Source organism: Mycoplasma sp. 4079 (genome assembly GCF_047785185.1).
Taxonomy (GTDB): domain Bacteria; phylum Bacillota_I; class Bacilli_A; order Mycoplasmatales; family Metamycoplasmataceae; genus Mycoplasmopsis.
Genome location: NZ_JBLNNG010000011.1, coordinates 12,085 through 30,655 on the forward strand (window position 1 = coordinate 12,085; position 18,571 = coordinate 30,655).

The window sequence follows — 18,571 nt, forward strand, 5'->3', positions numbered from 1 at the left end:
TTGTGTCCATACACAATCAGGATACTTATATTGTTGAACAAAGAGACTTCAAAGTAAACATATTAAATGGTGGAAATCTAGGAAATTTTAATCCAAGTAATTTTGATTTACCATTTATTATTAGTATAGATAGAATTTTATCAAATGGATATACAGACATCAGTTTTGGATTTAAAGATAAAATCAATACACCATTTACTGAAGCTCTTAGATACCTTCTAAAAAGAAGATTTAATCTAAACATTTTAAATAATAAATTTACTATTAAAGCTTATGTTTTTGTTAATAAGGAACAAAAAGCTGAATTTAGTACCGACGATTTTGGTCTTAGTAATTTCAAGAGACTGAATTTCATTGAGTTAGATACACCATTCAATAAATTAAATTCAATCTTCATTAGGTTTACATTTACATCCAAAGTCCTGGGAATCGAGGAAGAATTATTTAAGGAATATCAGGTAATTTTTGGGAATGAAATTAAGAATTCACAACAAATATCTCCACAAAATTTATTATTTAAAATCAAAGTACCTTACTCATATGTTTTTAATTTTTCTGAAAATTCAACTTACTGAACTAAAAAGTACTATCACAATATCATTTTAGAATTACCAAAAATTAATAATACAAATCAATTCACGAATTTATTGAAAATTACACAATTTAATGATAAAAAAGATAATTTGATGCCTGGAGAAAATAATAAAAATACAGATATGCAAATTAATGTCAATGAAGTTCATATAAATAATTTCTTGTCCAAAAATGAAAAAATTAATTTGCATTTAGAAAAAGAAAATGACGATAATATTTATCACTCTGGACTAATTGAAAATAACTGTTATCACAAGGTGGTAAGGATAGATGACTATTTAACTACTAATGAATCAGATATGACAATTAACAAAATTCCAGGTTTAATACCTAGTAAATCCTTAAAAATTCCATATCAATATAGTGGTCTATTAACTTTTAAATTTCCAATTTCCACACCTTATTTCAATTTTGATTTCATCAAAACTTTTGATATCAAACCCACTCAACTTTACGAAAGTAATACAGATAAAAGATTGAGAATTGCTTATTTTGATGATGACAATCCTAAAGTTACATATCGCTTCGTAATTGACTTAAAAGATTCAATCAAAATAATTAAAGATGAATTTTTCAACTTCAATGAGTTCATTTTAGATGAACAGACAAAGAAAAGACTTAATCAAAAAAATCAGTAAAGTTGTACTCATTTGTGTTGTCGGTGGTTTAATAGGGACTGGTGCATACTTTCTACATAGAAACTTATCAGAAAATAGAAAACAGTTTGAAGAAGTTCCTGGCAAAAGATGAAAAAGAAATAATGGAAAAATCAAAAATTATTACAATTACGAAGAAGATGAGAATTCCTGATTTTTTCCAACATTAGAGGCGAAATATTTTGAAAAATTTGTAAAAGTTGATGAATATGGATTTAAATACATCGATGAAGACATTGTTAAATCTGTAATCCACGACGTAATCAGGAGATTTCCTACAAAATATGGTTCAATTTTGTTCGATTATAAAATTATCAATAAAAATCAAATTTTTATTTATATGAAGCACATTAATGAAGACAAAGTAAAAACTAAAACTTATTTAATAGAGCTTAAATAATATATAATTAAGTCATGAATTCAAATATTAAAGACTTAGTTTTTAGTGAACTTAAAAAAATATCTAAAAACAAAAACATAACAGAAGACTCTAATATTAGAGAACTTGGAGTTGACTCTCTTGATCTAGCTGAATTAATTTTTGATGCTGAAGAAAGATTAGGAATTACAATTTCTGACGATGAATTAAGAGATGTAAAAACAGTTAAAGATGTTATTAGGATTTTAGATAAATAATATATAATATAGATGGCTTTAGGAGTATAGTTCAACGGTAGAACAACGGGCTTCAACCCCGTGTGTTGTGGGTTCGAATCCTGCTACTCCTGCCATTTTTTTGTGCTCTTTTTTTATATTAAATAAAGTAAAATTAGTAATATGAAAGAAAAAATTAAATTCGGTGTGCTAGGGACTGGTGCATTCGGTTCTGCATTAGCAAATATTTTAATTGAGAATAATTTTCCAGTAATTATGTATGGAATTAATGAACAAGAAATTAGCGATATTAACGATGGATATAATCGCAAATTTTTTGGTGAGATTCCATTTAAAAACTCTAATCTTATTTCAGCAACAAATGATTTAGGTTACTTTTATGAAAATGTAAACACAGTGATCCTAGCTGTTCCATCAGTTGCTGTTGGTACAATTTTAAGACAATCAGCCAAAGTGCTTGGAAACAAAAAAATTAGCATTATCAACTTATCAAAAGGTCTTGAACCTGAAACAAAACAATTCTTTTCTGACTATATAACTACTGCATTTGATAAAAATCTTGAAAATCTTGCGTCAATTATGGGGCCATCATTTGCAATTGAAGTTTTTGAAGGAAAACTTACAATGGTTAACATTGTGGGGACAAATTCAAAATTCAACCAAGAAGTTGCACAATGCTTTAATAATTCACATTTTTATGTAAAACCATATGATGATATTAAAGGTGCTGAGGTATTTGCTGCTCTTAAAAATGTTTTGGCGATTGGATTAGGAATGACATCAGTTTTATATCCGGGTCAAAATTCACACGCTGGACTCCTTACATTAGGGACTTATGAAATATTTAAAATATATAAAACTATGTTCCCTAATGAGGAAGATACAATTGGTTACAATTTTGCAGCTATGGGGGATATTTTCTTAACATGTTCATCACCTACAAGTAGAAACTTTAGTTTTGGTATTAATGTTGCAAAAGTAGGTGTTAGAGAAGCTTTAGCAACACAAAACGTAACTACCGAAGGTTACGATACAGCAATAACATTACAAAAAATAATTGAAGAATATAACATTAAAGATATTCCGTTTTTACAAGGAATTATCGATGTTTTATTCAATGACAAAGACCCAAAAGTCATTTTAGATTCAATAATTTAAACATGCTCTCGCATGTTTATTTTTTACACCCTTAATTTTTAATATAGTGTAAAATATTATTAATTTATTAATAATATTGGAGGTAACCATGATTACACATACAAAAGATAAGAAAAAATCAGAAGTTGTTGTTAAAGTTAAAATTAATCAAGCAGATTTTGATAAAAAATTAAAAGAATTTACAGACAAATTAGCTAAAAAAGTTAAAGTTAAAGGTTACAGACCAGGAAAAGCTCCTAAAGCTGAAATCGAAAAATATGTAGACCACAGAGCTGCATTTACTGATACAGTTAACTCATTTAGCAATGAAAATCTTCCAGCTGTTTTTGAATATGCTGCAAAAAACAAAATTAAAGCAGCTAGATACCCAATGTTAGACTTACAAAAAGATGGTGAAGATCTTTACTTAGTTTACATTTTTGTTGAAGAACCAGATTTTGCAGTAGATCCTAAAAAATTAAAATTAGACTACAAATCAATTAAAGTAGCTAAAAAAGATGTTGATGATATGAAGGAAGATATCCAAGAAAAATTATCTGTTAATGAAGAAATTACAGATAAAAAAGCTAAAACAAAACTTGGAGACACAGTTAACATTAACTTCAAAGGATTTATTGACAACACACCATTTGAAGGTGGAGAAGCTGAAAACTACGATTTAAAATTAGGTTCAAAAACATTTATTCCAGGATTTGAAGATCAACTTGTTGGTAAATCAGTAGGTTGAAAAGGTGATGTAGTTGCTACATTCCCTGCTGACTACTTCGTTAAAGAATACCAAAATAAAGAATCAGTATTCCAAGTTTCAATTAACTCAATAAAGAGATTAAAATTATTCGAATTTACAGATGAAAATGTTAAATTACTTGGTGATCCAAAAATCACAGATCTTAAATCACTTGAAAAAGAACTTAAAAACAATGTTTTCATTAAAAAATTCTTCTCAAACGTTGATTCATTCTACCTTTCATTAATTGAACAAACAATCAAATTAGCAAAAGTTAACTTGCACCCATCATTCGTGGAAGAAAGACTTGGATTATTAAAATCTGAATTCGAAAAACAATTAAAACAATTTGGAATGAAGAAAACTGAATACTTGCAATTAATCAAATCATCAGAAGCTGATTTAGAACAAGAATTTGTGAAACAAGCTACAAAAGATGTTGAAAACGCTAAAGCTATTCAATACTGAGTTACTAAATATCCAGTTAATGCTTCAGCAGAGCAAATCGCAGAATTTACATCAAAAATCGAAGCGTTTGGATTTAATAAATCTGTAGCAAACAACTTAATTATCTCAGCATTAAGAATGTCATTAATTTTATCTGACGTAAACTCAGAAGCTGCAGCTAACTTAGAAAGTGACTTTACAAAAATTACAAAATAATACTTTTAATGATCAACTAACTCATTTAAATAATATGAGTTAGTTTTTTTATGCCTTGTTCTCTATAAAAATAAGTAAATTAAAAAATGAACAACTTATATTGTTCATTTTAAAAAAACATAATTTTAATTAGTAATAACTGAATTATCATTTTGAAATTTCGTTACCATTTGCATCTTTTTGTTTTCCACAAACAGCTAAAATGAAGTCAACAATTGGTCAAATTCCAGCTGTAATTCAACATCCTACTAAAAGTTTTAATAAACCTAATCCGATTCTTCCAGCATAGAATCTGTCTACTCCAAATGCTCCTAAGAAGAATGATAATAAAGTTAAAACTAATCTGCTTTTTGGTGATACTGAATTCATAAATGCCTCCTAATTAATCTATAAATTTAATTATAAATTATTTAAAAGTTTTTTTATTTTTTTCAGGAAAAAGCTAGATAGGCAACTTGAGCTATCATAGCACCATTATCTGTTGCATATTTTAATGATGGAACAATAGTGTTTTTATGCAATTTACAAAACTCTTCCCTTAGGTAAGAGTTAGCAGAAACTCCACCTCCTAAAACTAAAGTTTTAACATCATATCTCTCTAATGCTGCTTTAGTTTTACCAATCAAGTAGTCAATAGCTGTTTTTTGAAAAGAAACAGCAAGTTGTTCCTTGTCAAGTTCTTCATTTTTCATTTGAGCTTTGTTAACTTTATTTAAAACTTGTGTTTTAAGACCGCTAAATGAAAAATCTAATTCATTATCTGTGTGTGGAAATGTTAATTTTGTAAATTCACCATCATATTCTTTGAAAAGCTTATCGATAATTGGTCCACCAGGAAAACCTAGACCTAATCTTGAAGAAACCTTATCGAAAGCTTCTCCAACAGCATCATCAAGTGTCTCTCCGATGATTTCCAAATCATCTACATCTTTAGCATAAATTAATTGCGTATGTCCACCAGAAACTAATAAACATAATGCAGGGAATGCAATTTCGTTAGTTAATGTGGCTGATAAAAAGTGACCAACAAGGTGATTGACAGGTACTAAAGGTTTATTTTTTGCTAGTGCAAAAGCACTTGCAAATAAATAACCAACTTGTAGCGTTCCTATTAAACCAGGTTCTTTCGTGTAAGCAATATAATCAAAAGAATTTGGATCATATTTTTGCAATATTAATTCCTGAATAAGTGCAATATTTTTAACATGCTCACGTGAAGCTATTTCAGGAATGGTTCCTCCGAACTCTTTAAAAATATCAATTTGTGAAATAGTTCATAAATCTAAAACTTTTCCATCTTCTAAAACTGCTAAAGATGTGTCATCATGGGAAGTTTCAATACCTAAAATTCTCATTAGTTTACACCTCCAATTTGAGGTTGTTTAATATATAAAGGTTCTACGTCCATAGTGTTTTCTTCTTTGAATTTATCTTTAAAATCCTTGAAGCTATCAATCATCTTTTTATAATCTACTTTGTCAACTTCAGTTGAATCCTTATCAACTATTTGAATGGCGTTTTTATCATAAAAATATACTTTTGAACCTTGTGCATCTATATAGAAGTTTTCTCTATTAGGACTTAATGTTTCTAAAATTTCAAATGTATTAATTGTAAAGAGAGGTTTTTTATATAAAAGAGCAAAAGTTCTAAAGTAAACTAAAGAACTTCTTACACCAGTGAAAAAACCTGGTCCCTTGTTTATATAAAAGTTATTAATTTTACCTACTGTTAAATTATTTTTGCTCAATAACAGTTGAAATTGTTCAGTTATTAACTGAACTTTTTTCTTATAACCTTCTAATAAAACAAAGTCAACAACATTGAAATCTTTATCAAATAAAACTAAAACAAAATCCTCTGTTGCTGTATCTAAATAAACATTCATTATTTAACCTCTGTAATTTCAAAAACATGTTTTTCGTCTTCATTCATATATGCATTAATTTTTACATAATGTGTAAAATCTAAATTTTGCAAGTTCGCTCATTCAATAACAACTAAATTATCATCAAAATAATCTTCAAACTCATCAATTGAAGATTTAAAGTTGTATAAATCAATATGAATTAGACCATCATAGTTTTTCATATATGAAAAACTTGGTGATGTAATCTTCTCTTTTATACCTATTTTTTTACCTAATAATTTAGTGAAAGTAGTTTTTCCGGCTCCTAAATCACCTGATAATAATAAAAATTGTTTCTCTTTAAATAGTTCAAAATTTTGATTTATAAAAAGTTCTAAGTCTTGCAGACTAGAACAAACAATTTTTTTTAGCATTCTATAATGTACTAATTTTTTCTTCAGTTAAGTTTTTAGATAATTGAACTACAACAATAGTTTCAGGCCCTGTATGAACTGAAATACAGTTAGGTAATAATGTTGTGAAAACTCTATTTTTCCCCTTGCTTTTTATATAATCAACAACATCTTTTAAGTCGCCTGAATTTGAATGGATAATTAAGATATCTTTATCGTTATCCTTTAATTTAGAATCAATATTCTTGTAAATTGTTTTTAAGAATACTAAACCTTTTCCTTCTTTTTCTAATTTCCCTTTATAGAAACTTACAATAGGAATGATTCTAAGCAATCTAGCAACAACAGCTGCAGCAGGTGTTAATCTTCCTCCTTTTAATAAGTATTCATTGTGTTTAGGAAAAATTGAAACTTTTTGTCTCTCATCTCATTGTTCAATTTCTCTAATTGCTTCATCAACATCAGTTCCATTTTTGATTAATTCAACAAAATCTCAAACTTGAAGTGTGATTAATGATGCAACAAAAATTGACTCAATAACTCTTAATTTTGGATATGATGATTCAAGAGCCTTTAAGTTTTGATATTGACTTGATAAATGTTTTGAAATAGGGAAAACAACAACATAATCGTGTGTTTTTGATAACTCACTAATTAAATCTTCTGCTACCCCGATTGGTGTTGCAGAAGTTCTGTAGGTTTTTGTATCTAAATTAAAGTAAGTGAAAAAATCTTCTGGTGTTAAATCGATACCATCATTGTATGTTTTTCCATCTAATTCAATTCTTAAAGGAAGATAAAATCATCCTAAATCTTCAGCTTGTTTTTTATTTAATCCTGAAGCTGAATCTACTACTATAGCTACCTTTTTCATAAATTCAATTATATTAAATTTATGTATAATTTTGTTTATGATATTGTTTAATAATTTGCATAAATCATTCTCAAATGTATCTATTATTTTTGTTGATAGTAGAGTTTCGAAAACTCAACAAATACAACTTGATAATATGATTATTTTTTCAGATGATAATAAAAAAATACATTCTATAAATTTACTTGATAATAAGCTTCTTGATATTGAGCCTGGTTCAAAATTTGGTGTATTAAATGCAGAACAAATTGCAAAATTATCTTCAGTTTTAGTTAAAAATGGTTTTGCTTTAGAAAATGAACCTAAAATCATTTACGGTTTAATTACAAAAAGAGAAAATCACCCTAAAAGTGAGAAGTTATTTATTCTAGAAGTTTTAATTAATAAAGAAACAAATGAACATATTCAATTAGTTACAAATACATTAGATTCTCAAGAAGGTAAAGTTGTTGTTTTATCATTACCAGGAACAACTGTTTTTAGTGGTCTAGAAGTCTTAGAAGGCCAAATGCTTAATGTAAAAAGTTACGGAATGCTATCAGGATACAGAACTTTAGGAATCGATAGAGAAGGATTAATTTTCGGAACAAGCGAACAAATTGGAAAGGATTTTGATTTTTAAAATGAATGTACTTAAAGAATTAAGAAACCGTGGTATTTTAAAAGCCATTAGTAATGAGGAAAAATTCAACTCACTTCCGGAAGGTGTTGGAGTTTACTGTGGTTTTGACCCAACAGCAACAAGTTTACACTTAGGAAATTACATTCAAATAGCTAACTTATTAAGATTTAAACAAGCAGGCTTTACAACTTATGCAATCCTAGGTGGAGCTACAGGAATGATTGGTGATCCTTCTTTCAAAGATTCTGAAAGACAACTTCTTGATGATGTTACTGTTCTAGAAAATAAAAATAAAATTAAGGCACAGCTTGAATCATACGGTTTAACTGTTATTGATAACTATGATTTTTACAAAGATATGAATATTTTAGAATTTCTTAGATCTGTAGGTAAATTAGTAAATATTTCATATATGCTTGCTAAAGATTCAGTTGCTTCTAGAATTGAAAAAGGATTAAGTTTTACCGAATTCACTTACCAATTAATTCAAGGTTGAGACTTTGCTACCTTATACAAAGATAAAAATATTTGCATTCAATTCGGTGGTTCAGATCAATGAGGAAATATCACAACTGGTTTAGATATGATTTCTACATTGCACGGAAACGATCATAAAGCAGTTGCAATTACAGCTAACTTATTAACTGATGCAAATGGGAATAAATTTGGTAAATCAACAGGTGGTGGTAGTTTATGATTAGATGCATCAAAAACAAAACCATTTGTTATGTATCAATTCTTGTTAAATCAACCTGATAGCGAAGTTGAAAAATTACTTAAATGATTAACATTTTTACCATTAGAGCAAATTGAACAAATTATCGAAAAACATAAAGAGCAACCTTCATTAAGATATGCTCAAAAAGAGCTTGCTTATGCAGTTATTTCCGACGTTCACTCTAGTGCTGAAGCTAAAAAAGCAAAATTAATTTCAGAAATATTATTTAATAAAAATTTAGATTTATCAAATTATTCAACAGAAGAAATATCTGATATTTATGAAGATATCAACCATTTTGAATTAGTTAAAGATCAAAATTTAATTAATCAACTTATTCAAAATAACATTATTAAATCAAAACGTGAAGCTAGAGAGTTTATTACAAATAATTCAATTAAGCTCAATTTAGAACCAGTAAATGAAGACAGCGTTTTAAATTCAAGTTTATGAAATAACAAATTCGCACTTCTTCACGTTGGTAAGAAAAATATTTACTTAATCAAAATTAAATAGAAATGAAAAATTCTCATCGGTTGATGAGAATTTTCTTACACCTTTGAAGTTCTGCTCAAAATTGGATGATAATGAGCTTCAATCTTTTCTTTTAAATCAGGTAAATAGCGAACTAATTCTTTTTTAAAAGTTTTATCATGTTTAATAAAACCTACTGCATGCAATAATTCATGAACCACAGTTTCTTTAATAAAATATTCATCGATTAAATACAATCTCTCATTGAACATTATTAAAAATTGTTTTTTGGGATCTGATGATCTAATTACACATCTTCCTCAATATGATTTTGAGTTTTTTAACTCCCATCTTCACCTTTTATCAATGTTCATTATTTGTGAATATTCATCAAAGTACTTCTGAATAATTATTGAAATTTGCTCTCTTGCAAACTCCAATAATAATGGTTTTATTCTTCTTTCAGACCTACAACGTAGTGATTTTGCTACTTTTTGACTTAAGTCAAATATGTAAAGATAATTATTAGGAAGCAATTTGTAAGTGTATCTTTCTCCTAATAAAACAAACCAATCTTTATCAACTGAAATTTCATTTTCAGCAAGTAATTTGTGTGTGTAAACCATATATTAAAGATAAAGAAAATGCCTGTTAAGCATTTTCTTTATTCTGTTCCTCTTTAGCTTGTTTTGTGTAATTAAAAATTAGTTCAGCTAATTTATCTTTAGACATTTCTTGATATCCACTAATACCTAATAATTCAGCCATTTTGAATAATTGCTCATTTGGAATTTCTAAAAGTTTTTTGATTGCAGTTTCCTTTTGAACATCTGCTTGAATTTTTTCTTCTTCTGGTGAATCTTTCTTTTCTGAATCAGTAGCATCTGCTGATTTATTTTGATTTTTGAAAATATCATTTAAGTTTGCGCCATTAGCAAATCCTGAAAATAAATCAGAAATACCATTTGGGTTATTTTTAAATAACTCTTGCATTTTAGCAGCCATAGCAAGTGTTTCTTCTTCCATTTTAATTGAGTAGAACATCTTAATAATAAATACAACTTTTTTAGCAGGAATTAATCAGTTAACAATTGTTAATATAGTTGTAACAACATCAATAACAACAATTGCAATTACAATATTTGGTAAACCCGGTTGATTGAATGTACCGTTAAAAATGTACTTGAATAATGTGAAAACACTAAATAGTCCTACAATTGTTGATAATAGGATTGGTCATCTATTGAAATTAAGATAAGTTTTTTCCTTACGAACTTTGATAAAAGAAATAATTATCACAATTGCAGCAGCACAAAAAATAATTATGTAAAAAATTTGATTTATTATGTAGAAAATAAATAAACTTTTACTTTCATTTGTGACTTTAATTGCATCATCACTTGATAAATTTGTGGTCTCAGGTTTTAAAAATGTATCGTGTCCAATTGTCACAATTAAGAAGCCGGCCAATGTTAATGCAGCAATTAATGTGATTGAAGCAAATAAAAGTCAAACTCAACTAGCAAATGTTTTTTGTCCTTTTTCATACAATTCATCTGCTTTACGATATTTTAGAAAATCTCTTAAATTTCATTTAAGCATTCAATACCTCCTTTATTTCATCTTCTTTTATAAATTCATCGAAATTAAAATCAGCTACATCAAAGTCGTGTGGTGGTTTTGAATAAAACACCATTTCTTTTCCAGTCATAGGATGATGTAATTCTAATTTATAAGCGTGTAATCTTTGTCCATTTTCATCAACATACTTGTTGTAAACTGGATCTCCATAAATTGGATTTTTAATATATGCCATATGCACTCTGATTTGATGTGTTCTTCCTGTCTCAAGTTCGCATTTTACAAGTGATTTAGGTAAGTTATCAATGTAAAATGTTTTTAATAAAGTAGCGTGAGTAGTTGCTGGTTTAGCATTAATATCAGTTACTTCCATTTTAAGTCTATCTTTAGCATTTCTACCAATAGGTAAAACTAATTTAAGTTTTTTACTTTCTAATACACCATCACAAATTGCTAAATATGAACGCTTAATTTCGTGAGTAGCAAATAACTCAGAAAGTTTATTGTGAACCTCATTAGTCTTTGCGATAACTAATAAACCGCTTGTGTCTTTGTCAATTCTATGAACGATACCTGGTCTAAGCAATCCATTTTGGTCTGATAAATTATTTTTAAAATGATATAAAAGTCCATTCACTAATGTATCTTCATAATGACCTGGAGCTGGGTGAACTGTCATACCAGTTGGTTTATTAATGACACATAAATATTCATCATCATAAACAATATCTAAATCCATTTGTTTAGGAACTACCTTAATTTCCTTATCAAGTACTCTTGAAATTTTAATTACTTGACCTTCTCTAACCATAAATTTAGGTTTATTAACCAAAACATCATCAACTGTTACAACTCTCTCATCAATAAGTTGCTTAATATCATTACGTGATATTTCAGTATTATTTGAAATATATTTATCAATTCTTTCAGTATATTTAACTACTAATTCAATCATAAATTCAATTATATATTTTTTATAGATTTTATTTGTATTTACTAATAAATATTTATTTATTAGTACGTTTGAGAAAACTATATAAAAAGTTTTTAATGTTATAATATGACTATGTTAGATTTTTTAGAGAAAAGAATACAAAAAAGTATTGCAAAAATGTCAAAAAAAACAACTCTAAATGAAGCTGATATTTTAGAAGTAACTAAAGACGTAAAATTAGCACTTCTTGAAGCTGACGTTAACTTAAGAGTTGTTAAAGAGTTTATTAATAATGTTAAAGCAAAAGCTTTAGAATCTGAAATTATAGGTAAATTAAATCCATCACAACAAATGATTAAAATTTTTCACGAAGAACTTGTGAATATTTTAGGTGGAAAAACTACCGAAATTTCGATCACAAAAAAACCTTATATCATTATGATGTGTGGACTTCAAGGTTCAGGGAAAACTACAGCAACAGCTAAAATTGCTTACTATCTTAGAAAGAAAAAATTCGTAAATAATCCACTTGTTGTTGCAGCTGACATTTATCGTCCAGCTGCTGTGCAACAATTAGTAACTTTAGCAAAGAGTATTCAAGTTGATTACTATGAGCAAGGTGTTGAAGTTCCTGCAGAAGAAATTGTAACTAATGCATTAAAACAAGCTGATGCTAATAAAAATGACTTAATTATTATCGATACAGCCGGTCGTTTATCAATTGATGAGAAGTTAATGCAAGAGCTTAAAAACATTAAACAAATTGCTCATCCATCCGAAATATTCTTTGTTGCTGATGCTATGTCTGGTCAAGACATTGTTAATGTTGCTCAAACATTCAATGATAACTTAAGTTTATCAGGTTTAATTATTACAAAACTTGATTCAGATGCACGTGGTGGAGCCGCATTAAGCTTACGTCAAGTGCTAAATGTGCCTATCAGATTCATTGGTACAGGTGAAAAAACATCTAATATTGATCTATTCCACCCTAACCGTATGGCCGATAGAATTCTCGGGATGGGTGATGTTTTATCACTTATCGAACATGCGCAAGATAACATTGATGAAGATAAAGCAAAAAATATGGTTGAAAGAATTTTTTCAGGTAAATTTGACCTTGATGATTTAATGGATCAAATTAAGCAAATGAAGAAATTAGGTAAATTCTCAAAATTACTTAAAATGCTTCCTGGTTCTTTATCAAATAAAATTAATGAAGAAGACTTAGATAAAGCTGAAGAAAAAATGCAACTTTACCAAATCTTAATGTCTTCAATGACTAAGAAAGAAAGAAAAAATCCTAAACTTTTAAAACAAGCTTCTAGAAAAGAAAGAATTTTAAAAGGTTCAGGAAGAAGCGTTCAAGAATACAACAAACTGCTTAATGAGTTTGAGTCAATGCAAAAAAGAATAGTTGATATGGCTAATAAATTCAAAAATGGTGGAACAAGTGGTTTAGGTGGTCTTGGAGGATTATTCTAAAACAAAAAGCAACATTTAATTATGTTGCTTTTTTAATTTTATTGATAAAATTAACTTATTAAATGTGCCATCATAGCTCAGCAGGCAGAGCACTTCCATGGTAAGGAAGGGGTCGCTGGTTCGAGTCCAGTTGTTGGCACCATTTTTTTATTACTCTTTTGACACTTTGTTTAAAACAGATTTTAATTCTGAATATGGTAAATACCCTGAAAGTGCAGTTACATATTTTGCATCTTTATAAATTTGAATATATGGAATACTTGTAATATTCATCTCTCTTGCAAAATCTCTGTTTTTATCAATATTAACTCTTAATATTTCAACATTATCTTTTTGGTCTAATTCAGTTAATGTGTTTGCATATAACATTTTACATGGGCCACATCAGTCTGTATAAAATACTAAAAGTTTTACACCTTTTGAATTATCTAAAAATGAAAAAACATCTTGTTTTGTTAAATCATTGTGAATCATTTTTGCCTCCCTTAAACAATATGTAATTATTATACCAAAAAATAAAAAAGTGCTTTTTAGCACTTATTTTTTGTGAAATTTAAACTTTTTACTGCTTTTGATATAACATTTTTAAAAAAAGGTATAAAAAAAGCAGCGGCTCCCTATTTTCACTGTAAAGCTATCTTCGGCACTAAAGGGCTTAACTACTGAGTTCGGAATGGATTCAGGTGATCCCCTTTGCTATAACCACTGTGAATATTATAGCACTGATAAATAAAAACAAAAATATTTTTTAAATTTTTTTCTAAAAAATTTTAATCTCCAATGAAACACAAATTTCGTCACTTACATTCATTGATTAGGAAACTAAATTTAATACTATGAATTTACAAAATTAGCAGAAGAAAAACATCTCAACAATGTTGAGATGTTTGTTTAATTACTGAATTATTTATTACGTATGTAAATGTTAGCTTCGTATTCTAAATTTTTATCCTCATCACGTGCTTCTTTAATCCACATTGTAATTGAAATAATAACGAATACTATAATACCAGCAAATACAAATGTATCAGCTAGATTGAATGTACCTTTATCTGCTCAAGGTAAGTAAAGCATATCTTTTACATAACCGTTAAATAAAATTCTATCTAACGCATTTCCGAAATCTCCTGCAAGTAAGATACCTAATGGGATTGAATAGTATAAAGAATTCTTAGTGAAGAATAAAGGCAATATTAGGATAAATACAGCCACCATAAAGCTTAAACCTTGAATTAAAGCAATATCGGTTGTCTTCAAAAATGTCACACCTTTATGTCAAATAGATCTAATTCCAAATAAACCAAAATTTTGTCATTCACCAGAATTTGATGGATAAATATTTTCAGGGAAAATGTATGTTCCATCTGGTAAAGGAGCTTGGCCATCTGGTCTTAATCTTAAAACATCACCATGTTTAAATAGGAAAGTTTTTGTTAGTTGGTCTATTGTTAAGAAAATTGCAAAAACAATGAATAATATTACATATGCAGTTAAAATTGATTTTCAATTTACTTTGAAGTGTTCAACTATTTTAGTAACAAAAGTTTTATTTTGTTGTTTTTGATTATTCATAATTATTTATCTTCCCAATCTTTTACAATTTCATAACATGTATTACATAAATTATCTATCATCTCTGATTTTTCGAAATGATTTCAACATCTTTGACATTTTTCAGAATCAAATGTTGTAATTTCTAATTCATTATTTGATTCAAATGATACTTTACCTACCATTAATAAAGTTTTTAAATCAAGTGATTTGATAAAGTCTGATAATGAATTTGGTAATTTAACATATACTTCATTAACTCTCTTAATTGTACCTTCTTTAATTAAGTTATCAACTTTAGCATTTACTTCAGCACGTAATTGGAAGAATTCATCAAATTGTTCAATTAATGATTTATTAACTGCAACATTATTAAAATCAAATGCATCAAACATTATTGAGTCGTACTTTGTAGCTTTATTAAAGTGTTCGTATGCTTCTTCAGCTGTTGTAGGTAAAATAGGAGCAATTGCTTTAATAATAAAGTCTACGATTTCATATAAGTTGGATTGAACCATTAATCTTTCTGGATCGTTTGTTTTTCTTATATAAAGGATGTCTTTAGTAATTGATAAATAGAATCCAGATAAGTCAACAACATAGTTATTTAATAATTTAACAACATTAATGAATTTATATTCATCATAAGCTTTTTTAATGTTTAATTTTAATTCATTTAATTGTTCTGAAATAAGTGCATGAATACCTGTTTTTTGAATATTAGAATCATATTCAAAACCAGATAAATTACCTAACATAAATCTGATAGTATTTCTGATTTTTCTATAGATTTCAGTGTTTTGATCGAGGATATCATCTGAAATATTTACATCATTTGTATATTCACTATTAGCTGCTCATAATCTTAATATATCAGCACCACGTTTTTTAACAACATCAATAGGCTTAATTACATTTCCTAATGATTTTGACATCTTGTCACCATTCTTATCTAAAACAAAACCGTGTGAAACAATTTGCTTATATGGAGCTGTTTTTTGATATGCAACTGAGTTAATGATAGATGAGTTAAATCAACCTCTGTATTGGTCAATTCCCTCTAAATATAAGTCATATGGAGCTTTGTAACGATCATCAATATCAACAGCAGTAAATGAAACACCAGAATCGAATCAAACATCCATAATATCCATTTCTCTTGTAAATTCTCTACCTTTGTATTTTGGATGCAATAAGTCTTGTGTATCTCATTCTCATCAGATATTGATATCGTGCTCTAAAACTTGATTAATTGTGAAATCAAATTGTTCTTTATCAATTACAGGGTTTTTATGTTCATCATAAAAGATAATGATTGGAACACCTCAAGTTCTTTGTCTTGAAATAGTTCAATCACCTCTTTCTGCGATCATATTTCTTAATCTTGTTTTAGCTCATTCTGGGTATGTTGAAACTTTTGTTTCAATATTTTCTAAAATGTCTCTTCTAATTTTATCAATAGAAACAAATCATTGAGGTGTACCTCTATAAATAATTGGTTTGTGAGTTCTTCAATCATGTGGATATGAGTGCTTCATAAACTCCAATTTCATAACTCTATCATCTAAAAACTCAACAATAGGTTTGTTTGCGCTATCATAAAATAAACCATCAAAATCAGTACCTGTTCCAAAGATAGTTCCATCATCTGCAATGTGCATAATTTGTTCTAAATTAAATCTTTGCCCAATTAAAAAGTCGTCTTCTCCGAACATTGGAGCAATATGAACAATACCTGTACCAGATTCTTCAGTAACATGATGACCAACAACTAACGGAGCTAATAAACGAGTGATTGGTGTGAAATATAAAATATTTTTACCAAGAACTTCATACCCATAAAATTCATCTAGAATGTCATATTCATAAATTTCATTCTTCTCAGCATATTTCTTAAATAATTCTTCTGAAAAAATTAGAGTATCATTTTCAACCTTAACTCTGATATATTTAATTTTAAGCCCTACAGCAGCTCCTGAGTTAGCTAATAATGTTCAAGGAGTAGTTGTTCAAACAACAATATCATCACCGTTATGGATCTTGTCAAAGTTACTACTTACAACTCTTAGTTTTAAATATAATGATGGACTTCTTACTTCTTTATATTCAACTTCGGCTTCTGCTAAAGCACTTTGTGAAGTAGGAGATCAATAAATCGGTTTAAGTCCCTTATATACTAAACCATCTAAAATCATTTTAGAAAAGACTTCTAATTGTTTAGCTACATATTTCTTATCTAAAGTGATGTAATACTTTTTAAAATCTGAAAAAAGTTGTAATTGTTTAAATTGTTCTTTCTGAATTTCGACTTGTTCCAATGCATAAGCTTTCGCTTTAATTCTTAACTCAAGTGGTGAAATTTCTTCTTTCTTAAGGTTGCTTTCTGAAAGCATTTTATGTTCAATAGGCAATCCATGTGTATCTCATCCAGGAACAAATGGAGAATAATATTTATTTAAAGTTTTTCATCTCACAATTATATCTTTTAAGATTTTGTTTAAAGCATGACCTACGTGTAAATCTCCATTAGCATATGGTGGACCATCATGCAAAATGAAAGACACATTATCTTTATATTCTTCTAATATTCTTTGATATATGTTATCTTGATATCACTTTTCTCTATATTTACTTTCTTTTTCAATTAAATTAGCTTTCATTTCAAAGCTTGTTTGTGGCATATTTAAAGTCTTTTTGAAGTCCATATTTTCTCCCTGTTGTTAAATTATAAATTAATTATAAATAAATTAAATTATATAAGAAAATCCTCTAATTTACTAACTTAACAAGTTAACAAATTAGAGGATTTTTGGTGGCCTCGGCAGGAATCGAACCAGCGACACACAGAGCTTCAATCTGTTGCTCTACCTACTGAGCTACAAGGCCATAATGGCGGTCCAGACGGGGATCGAACCCGCGTTCTCCTCCGTGACAGGGAGGCGTATTAAACCACTTTACCACTGGACCGTTTTGGTTGCAGAGGAAAGAATTGAACTTTCGACCTTCGGGTTATGAGCCCGACGAGCTACCACTGCTCCACTCTGCTATGTATCTCCTGTTATTGGCGGGTGATGAGGGATTCGAACCCCCGCGGGCCGTGAAGCCCCTGCTAGTTTTCAAGACTAGTCCCTTCAGCCGGACTTGGGTAATCACCCGTATGGTGGACCTAACAGGATTCGAACCTGTAACCGACCGGTTATGAGCCGGTTGCTCTAACCGTTGAGCTATAGGTCCGTAATTTGGTAGCACCGAAGAGATTCGAACTCTTGACCTTCCGGGTATGAACCGGATGCTCTAACCAACTGAGCTACAGTGCCATATATGGTGGAGAGTATGGGATTCGAACCCACCACCTCCTGCGTGCAAGGCAGGCGCTCTAGCCAAATGAGCTAACCCCCCATATAAATGGTGAAGAAGACAGGATTTGAACCTGCGACCACTACAGCCCAAATGTAGTGCTCTACCAAGCTGAGCTACTTCTCCAACAATCATTAGTTGCGTTATTATTATAATATAAAAAATATTTTTATGAAATTTTTTTTATATTTTTTTGAAAATAAAAAAACACCATTAAAGGTGTTAAATATTCTTTGAAAACTGAATAGTTATTTTAATAATTCATTAAAATGTCTGAATACATCTTAATATACTTTTAAA

Annotated in this window: 19 protein-coding genes, 10 tRNA genes and 1 rRNA gene; 10 read left to right on the top strand and 20 right to left on the bottom strand. The window is 28.7% G+C overall.

All coding sequences use genetic code 4. The annotated features are described in order from the left end of the window. Positions 1-2 precede the first annotated feature (2 nt). From ACMZI9_RS02440 to tig, 6 genes are all read left to right on the top strand, one after another. Positions 3-1,232, top strand: a complete 1,230-nt coding sequence (locus ACMZI9_RS02440; RefSeq protein ID WP_323176815.1) for an MHO_1580 family protein — start codon at positions 3-5, stop codon at positions 1,230-1,232. Next, positions 1,192-1,650, top strand: a complete 459-nt coding sequence (locus ACMZI9_RS02445; protein WP_323176814.1) for an MHO_1590 family protein — start codon at positions 1,192-1,194, stop codon at positions 1,648-1,650. Before ACMZI9_RS02440 ends, ACMZI9_RS02445 begins: the two co-directional genes overlap by 41 nt. 14 nt (positions 1,651-1,664) lie before the next feature. Further along, entirely contained in the window at positions 1,665-1,886 is a 222-nt protein-coding gene (locus tag ACMZI9_RS02450; RefSeq protein ID WP_257089230.1) for an acyl carrier protein, read from the top strand. A 20-nt stretch (positions 1,887-1,906) separates the two neighbouring features. After that, a tRNA-Trp gene (locus ACMZI9_RS02455) sits at positions 1,907-1,981 on the top strand. A 46-nt stretch (positions 1,982-2,027) separates the two neighbouring features. Next, complete coding sequence (locus ACMZI9_RS02460) at positions 2,028-3,023, top strand: NAD(P)H-dependent glycerol-3-phosphate dehydrogenase (protein ID WP_323176813.1); 996 nt, start codon at positions 2,028-2,030, stop codon at positions 3,021-3,023. 88 nt (positions 3,024-3,111) lie between these two features. Beyond that, on the top strand, positions 3,112-4,413 hold the full coding sequence (gene tig, locus ACMZI9_RS02465) for a trigger factor (protein WP_323176812.1): 1,302 nt from the start codon (positions 3,112-3,114) through the stop codon (positions 4,411-4,413). 144 nt (positions 4,414-4,557) lie between these two features. Here tig and ACMZI9_RS02470 read toward each other — a convergent pair whose 3' ends face one another. Genes ACMZI9_RS02470 through ACMZI9_RS02490 form a run of 5 tightly spaced genes read right to left on the bottom strand, consistent with a single transcriptional unit; the run spans position 4,558 to position 7,549 of the window. Continuing rightward, positions 4,558-4,782 (bottom strand): TM2 domain-containing protein, encoded by a 225-nt coding sequence (locus ACMZI9_RS02470; RefSeq protein ID WP_323176811.1) that lies wholly within the window; start codon positions 4,780-4,782, stop codon positions 4,558-4,560. 53 nt (positions 4,783-4,835) lie between these two features. After that, a complete protein-coding gene (gene tsaD / locus ACMZI9_RS02475) occupies positions 4,836-5,768 on the bottom strand; it encodes a tRNA (adenosine(37)-N6)-threonylcarbamoyltransferase complex transferase subunit TsaD (protein WP_323176810.1) in 933 nt (310 codons plus the stop codon). Next, a complete protein-coding gene (tsaB, locus tag ACMZI9_RS02480; protein ID WP_323176809.1) occupies positions 5,768-6,301 on the bottom strand; it encodes a tRNA (adenosine(37)-N6)-threonylcarbamoyltransferase complex dimerization subunit type 1 TsaB in 534 nt (177 codons plus the stop codon). The genes tsaD and tsaB overlap by 1 nt, the downstream gene beginning before the upstream one ends. Continuing rightward, a complete protein-coding gene (gene tsaE, locus ACMZI9_RS02485) occupies positions 6,301-6,696 on the bottom strand; it encodes a tRNA (adenosine(37)-N6)-threonylcarbamoyltransferase complex ATPase subunit type 1 TsaE (RefSeq protein WP_323176808.1) in 396 nt (131 codons plus the stop codon). The genes tsaB and tsaE overlap by 1 nt, the downstream gene beginning before the upstream one ends. A 1-nt stretch (position 6,697) precedes the next feature. Then, complete coding sequence (locus ACMZI9_RS02490) at positions 6,698-7,549, bottom strand: DegV family protein (RefSeq protein ID WP_323176807.1); 852 nt, start codon at positions 7,547-7,549, stop codon at positions 6,698-6,700. Between the two features lie 37 nt (positions 7,550-7,586). Between ACMZI9_RS02490 and tapR the strand changes: the two genes are divergently transcribed. Together tapR and tyrS are read left to right on the top strand one after the other, a co-directional pair. Continuing rightward, positions 7,587-8,171, top strand: a complete 585-nt coding sequence (tapR, locus tag ACMZI9_RS02495; RefSeq protein WP_323176806.1) for a TyrS-associated PheT N-terminal domain-related protein TapR — start codon at positions 7,587-7,589, stop codon at positions 8,169-8,171. A 1-nt stretch (position 8,172) separates the two neighbouring features. After that, a complete protein-coding gene (tyrS, locus tag ACMZI9_RS02500) occupies positions 8,173-9,405 on the top strand; it encodes a tyrosine--tRNA ligase (RefSeq protein ID WP_323176805.1) in 1,233 nt (410 codons plus the stop codon). Positions 9,406-9,440: 35 nt separating this feature from the next. On the opposite strand, the gene ACMZI9_RS02505 is transcribed toward tyrS, so the two are convergent. Genes ACMZI9_RS02505 through ACMZI9_RS02515 form a run of 3 tightly spaced genes read right to left on the bottom strand, consistent with a single transcriptional unit; the run spans position 9,441 to position 11,899 of the window. After that, the gene (locus tag ACMZI9_RS02505) at positions 9,441-9,989 is read right to left on the bottom strand and encodes a SprT-like domain-containing protein (RefSeq protein WP_323176804.1); all 549 of its coding nucleotides are present in this window, start codon (positions 9,987-9,989) and stop codon (positions 9,441-9,443) included. A gap of 25 nt (positions 9,990-10,014) precedes the next feature. Continuing rightward, a complete protein-coding gene (locus tag ACMZI9_RS02510; protein ID WP_323176803.1) occupies positions 10,015-10,965 on the bottom strand; it encodes a hypothetical protein in 951 nt (316 codons plus the stop codon). Next, positions 10,958-11,899, bottom strand: a complete 942-nt coding sequence (locus tag ACMZI9_RS02515; RefSeq protein WP_323176802.1) for an RluA family pseudouridine synthase — start codon at positions 11,897-11,899, stop codon at positions 10,958-10,960. Before ACMZI9_RS02515 ends, ACMZI9_RS02510 begins: the two co-directional genes overlap by 8 nt. 111 nt (positions 11,900-12,010) lie before the next feature. Between ACMZI9_RS02515 and ffh the strand changes: the two genes are divergently transcribed. Together ffh and ACMZI9_RS02525 are read left to right on the top strand one after the other, a co-directional pair. Further along, positions 12,011-13,363 carry a signal recognition particle protein gene (gene ffh, locus ACMZI9_RS02520; protein WP_416099214.1) on the top strand — a complete coding sequence of 451 codons (1,353 nt, stop codon included), beginning with the start codon at positions 12,011-12,013 and terminating at the stop codon, positions 13,361-13,363. Positions 13,364-13,429: 66 nt separating this feature from the next. After that, positions 13,430-13,505 (top strand) — tRNA-Thr (locus ACMZI9_RS02525). Positions 13,506-13,513: 8 nt separating this feature from the next. Here ACMZI9_RS02525 and ACMZI9_RS02530 read toward each other — a convergent pair. From ACMZI9_RS02530 to ACMZI9_RS02585, 12 genes are all read right to left on the bottom strand, one after another. Then, positions 13,514-13,837 (bottom strand): thioredoxin family protein, encoded by a 324-nt coding sequence (locus tag ACMZI9_RS02530; protein ID WP_323176800.1) that lies wholly within the window; start codon positions 13,835-13,837, stop codon positions 13,514-13,516. Positions 13,838-13,967: 130 nt separating this feature from the next. Then, positions 13,968-14,073 (bottom strand): 5S ribosomal RNA (rrf, locus tag ACMZI9_RS02535). Between the two features lie 193 nt (positions 14,074-14,266). Beyond that, positions 14,267-14,935, bottom strand: coding sequence for a signal peptidase II (locus ACMZI9_RS02540; protein ID WP_323176799.1), 669 nt, complete (start codon positions 14,933-14,935; stop codon positions 14,267-14,269). Between the two features lie 2 nt (positions 14,936-14,937). Then, complete coding sequence (ileS, locus tag ACMZI9_RS02545; RefSeq protein WP_323176798.1) at positions 14,938-17,619, bottom strand: isoleucine--tRNA ligase; 2,682 nt, start codon at positions 17,617-17,619, stop codon at positions 14,938-14,940. 105 nt (positions 17,620-17,724) lie between these two features. Continuing rightward, positions 17,725-17,800, bottom strand: a tRNA-Phe gene (locus ACMZI9_RS02550). Positions 17,801-17,804: 4 nt separating this feature from the next. Next, a tRNA-Asp gene (locus ACMZI9_RS02555) sits at positions 17,805-17,881 on the bottom strand. A gap of 4 nt (positions 17,882-17,885) precedes the next feature. Then, positions 17,886-17,960, bottom strand: a tRNA-Met gene (locus ACMZI9_RS02560). A 16-nt stretch (positions 17,961-17,976) separates the two neighbouring features. Continuing rightward, positions 17,977-18,069 (bottom strand) — tRNA-Ser (locus tag ACMZI9_RS02565). 3 nt (positions 18,070-18,072) lie between these two features. Then, positions 18,073-18,148 (bottom strand) — tRNA-Ile (locus tag ACMZI9_RS02570). Between the two features lie 6 nt (positions 18,149-18,154). Then, positions 18,155-18,231: transfer RNA gene (locus ACMZI9_RS02575), tRNA-Met, on the bottom strand. 5 nt (positions 18,232-18,236) lie between these two features. Further along, positions 18,237-18,313 (bottom strand) — tRNA-Ala (locus ACMZI9_RS02580). A 7-nt stretch (positions 18,314-18,320) separates the two neighbouring features. Then, a tRNA-Pro gene (locus tag ACMZI9_RS02585) sits at positions 18,321-18,397 on the bottom strand. Positions 18,398-18,571 lie beyond the last annotated feature (174 nt).